This is a genomic window from Paraburkholderia sp. JHI2823 (assembly GCF_038900695.1).
GTDB lineage: Bacteria > Pseudomonadota > Gammaproteobacteria > Burkholderiales > Burkholderiaceae > Paraburkholderia > Paraburkholderia mimosarum.
Map to the genome: position 1 here is coordinate 1 of NZ_JAYMRY010000111.1, position 3,203 is coordinate 3,203.

Genomic DNA, 3,203 nt, shown 5'->3' on the forward strand with positions numbered 1-3,203 from the left:
ATCGCATTCAGCACCTGCAGGTTCGTCAAGCTGACATTGCCCCGCTGTCGTGGCAGGCAATGCTCGATCCGTTGATATTGGGCTTCGGTGATTTCCATCACTGAAGTATACGATCAAACACAATTAGCGTGAACACGCCCTAGGAAAATTTGCGTCGCGGATTTGCCGTTGAGCCCCAGCCAATGATCGAAAAATAGGCCATGCGAAACATCAGCTTCATGCTCACGCAGCAGCAGATTCTTGATCGCACGAAGACGGTCACGCGCCGCACCGGCTGGGCCAAGCTCAAAGCGGGCGACATGCTACGTGGCGTAGAGAAAGGCATGGGGCTGAAGGCCGGGGAGAAGGTGAAGCCTTTGGCAACGATTCGCGTCGTCAATGTCCGGCCCGAGCCACTGTCGACGATGACGGCGGACGTTGACTACGGGCTTGAAGAGTGCGCGAAGGAAGGTTTCGGTGACCATCCGTCGCTGCGCCGGCCCAGCGAGTTCGTTAAGTTTTTCTGCGGCTCTCACCGTAGCTGTACGCCGGATACCGTCATCACTAGGATTGAGTTCGAGTACGTCGATTGAACAAGGAAAACGGGAAAAAGTCGAGCATGAGCACTCACGCAAACGCCCAGGCGCTTTTGGCATGGCTTCGCGATCGAGAAAGCGCGTCGGTAGGGGTAATGCCGTTCAGTTAAGGTCCTTTTTCAGGTATCGAACGGTATAGCGTTGAGGGCGAGATTTGACGACCCGGTCGCATGCGCGGCCGGGTCGTTTTTCAATGGGCAACGCCTTGAGACGTTCCCGCAGTCGCTGAAGGCATGCGGGCAGCTTGGCAAAGGCCGGTGTGACGGCGGCCCACATCATCTCGTGCTGGATGGTGTGGACGGCCCGCACAAAGCTGATATCCGTCGGTGCGAGCTTGGCTTCGAAGGCGGCATTGGCGATTTCGCGACGAATCAGGTTGTAGGCAATCAAAGCCCCCCAGATTTCCTGATACACCCCTTCGACCGTGCGGCTGCGCAGGGTCAACTCCATCCCCAGCATCGACTGTTTGAGCTCACGGTAGCTGGTTTCAATTTGCCAGCGGCGCTCGTAGCAGGCAACGATATCGGCCGGCTTGAAGCGTCGGCGATCGCTCAGTGAAGTCAGCAGCACGCGTTCGCGCCCGCGCGCATCGATGACGCGTATCGCCCGCGCCTGCCAGAATTCAGGCAGTGCGGGACACTTCTTGCGTGCCGGCGCGGAGACACGCATGCGCACCGTTGCGTCCTCAGCGGTGCCTGCAATGACATCCCAGCGAGTATTGGACTTGGCCGGAATCAGAAAGTGACGATTCCGGCCGTTCATCGTCAGGCCGCACAGGATCTCAGCGGCGAGAAACCCCTTGTCGAACACTGTGAGAGAATCGTCCGGTACCTGCGGCAGCAGGCTTTTGGCATACACCATTTCGTTGGTGTCGTAGCAGCCAAAGTTAATGTCGGCGACCAGATGCGTCGGAATTGCCGTCAACGTAACAGCCCGGACCTGCGGATAGCTGGCCACCTTGCCACTGGTATAGCGTTGCGCACCAAAGTGTTCACGGTTGGCGGGGCTGTCGGGGACGCGCAGCGTGGTGCCATCCATCGCCCACAAACTCAATCCTTTGAACCCGTGGTGCGCCGCGTCCTGCGTGCTCCAGGCGCGTGCCGTTCGTTCAAACAGCCATGCGAGCGGCGCCTCGCCAATGCGCTGGCGCGCCTGCGCGACCGCGCTCTTGCTCACGAACGGCGCCGTGTGGTCAGGCAGCGCCAAATCCAGGTTATCCAGGACCTCGCTGATCGACCAGTGTCGGTACATCGCCAGGGCGATCACAAGCCATACCACCTGTTCCGCCGGCAGCCGTCGGCGCCGGATGCTGGCTACCCCTGCGGCCTGAACCGCCCGTTCGATCCACTCATACGGCAGATGCTCGGCCAGCCGGCTCAGATCGGCCGGCTGCTGCACTTCAAGCAGAAAAGTCAGGTGGCTGGAGAGCATCGCGCCGCCAGGTTAACAGCTTGGCGTGCCGTTTACAACCACTTCTTGCTGCACAAACAGAAATGCCGTTCAGGGTTAACTGAACGGCATTAGCGTCGGTAGGGGAGATTGCCGCGTCGGGTCTAATGAAGTCGCGCACCGCTTCTGATGCGATCCAGTATGCCGTTCGCAGCGGTGCGCTTGAGCGCGTCGTTCGGACAGGCGCCAGCGCCAAAGAGCGAATGCGGTATCGCGCGACCGGTGTTGCGTTGCCGGCGCCTAAAATGCACATCGCGCTTCCTTCGTTCGATGGTCTGCTTGAAGCGTGGGGGATTGCGCGCGAGCCAGTAGCGCTGCGCGCGACGGAAGCACGCAGGCACCAGATTTCCGATCACGAGTAGAAAACATACGACCGATACCGGGGGCGGAGCCCACGTTTCGATTGATCCGACGCGCGGAGAATAGAATGCACAAGGTCGTTTCCCTAAACTTCACGTCACTTGTTTCAGAGCGCTGGAGCGGCCTGCCTGACATTGAGAATTTGAAGAAGCAGCTGTCCGTCGCTGTGATAGCGCACAGCGAACTTTACGGAGTCGCGCTGGGTATGTACTCTCCGCCGAAGGCAATAAGAGAGGTCAAAATCTCCGCAGCCGCAGCGGACCAGATCCGGTGCATGTGGCACGGCCATCGCGAGCGCGAGCAGATCTCGCCGCCGCCTATACCGCTCAAAATCTTCGTATTCGCGATGGGGCAAGATACGCAGGGAACTTGGGTGAGCATAGAAGTCCATCCCGGCTTGGACGACTGGGGCGTTGACTGAGCGATCGACATCGGAACGCGACGGAGGTAGCAATGGCTAGTCACCTGTTCTCCCAGTTCCCGCAGGAGGAACAAGATGACTTCGCGTCCGTATGCCAGAAGTACGGTCGCACCGTCAGCGAATTCGAAGTGGTCGATGAGGACCAGTATCCGACCGGAGGCCGAAGCGGGCCGATTGGCCGACAAGTGACCGTGGCGTTGCGCAGAAAGTCGGCAGTGGCTTTATACGATGGCGGCCACGGAAGTGCTTGGATCTCCGACTTCGAGAACGACCTTAACAGGCTGCTGAAGTACCGGCGGCCACGTCATCGCGGAAGACCAATGAAGCGTTGATAGAAGGCCCCCACTTGCCCCCGAAGATCATGCGCGGCGCCGACACATTCACCGAGAGTTTATTTT

At 59.3% G+C, this 3,203-nt stretch carries 4 protein-coding genes and 1 pseudogene; 3 read left to right on the forward strand and 2 right to left on the reverse strand.

From position 1 onward, the window contains the following. Positions 1-98, reverse strand: a pseudogene (locus VSR34_RS37655) (IS5/IS1182 family transposase); the annotation flags it as partial. 102 nt (positions 99-200) lie between these two features. Between VSR34_RS37655 and VSR34_RS37660 the strand changes: the two are divergent. Next, positions 201-572 carry a hypothetical protein gene (locus VSR34_RS37660; protein ID WP_342965144.1) on the forward strand — a complete coding sequence of 124 codons (372 nt, stop codon included), beginning with the start codon at positions 201-203 and terminating at the stop codon, positions 570-572. Positions 573-677: 105 nt separating this feature from the next. On the opposite strand, the gene VSR34_RS37665 is transcribed toward VSR34_RS37660, so the two are convergent. Next, complete coding sequence (locus tag VSR34_RS37665) at positions 678-2,006, reverse strand: IS4 family transposase (protein WP_342965145.1); 1,329 nt, start codon at positions 2,004-2,006, stop codon at positions 678-680. 125 nt (positions 2,007-2,131) lie between these two features. Here VSR34_RS37665 and VSR34_RS37670 point away from each other — a divergent pair, with 125 nt between their 5' ends. Then, positions 2,132-2,386, forward strand: a complete 255-nt coding sequence (locus VSR34_RS37670) for a hypothetical protein (protein WP_342965146.1) — start codon at positions 2,132-2,134, stop codon at positions 2,384-2,386. Positions 2,387-2,451: 65 nt separating this feature from the next. Continuing rightward, complete coding sequence (locus VSR34_RS37675; RefSeq protein ID WP_342965147.1) at positions 2,452-2,805, forward strand: hypothetical protein; 354 nt, start codon at positions 2,452-2,454, stop codon at positions 2,803-2,805. Positions 2,806-3,203 lie beyond the last annotated feature (398 nt).

Excerpts from the sequence above, each read along its gene's own strand:
- VSR34_RS37660 (WP_342965144.1), top strand. The coding sequence starts at position 201 with ATGCGAAACATCAGCTTCATGCTCACGCAGCAGCAGATTCTTGATCGC.
- VSR34_RS37665 (WP_342965145.1), bottom strand. The coding sequence starts at position 2,006 with ATGCTCTCCAGCCACCTGACTTTTCTGCTTGAAGTGCAGCAGCCGGCC.
- VSR34_RS37670 (WP_342965146.1), top strand. The coding sequence starts at position 2,132 with ATGAAGTCGCGCACCGCTTCTGATGCGATCCAGTATGCCGTTCGCAGC.
- VSR34_RS37675 (WP_342965147.1), top strand. The coding sequence starts at position 2,452 with ATGCACAAGGTCGTTTCCCTAAACTTCACGTCACTTGTTTCAGAGCGC.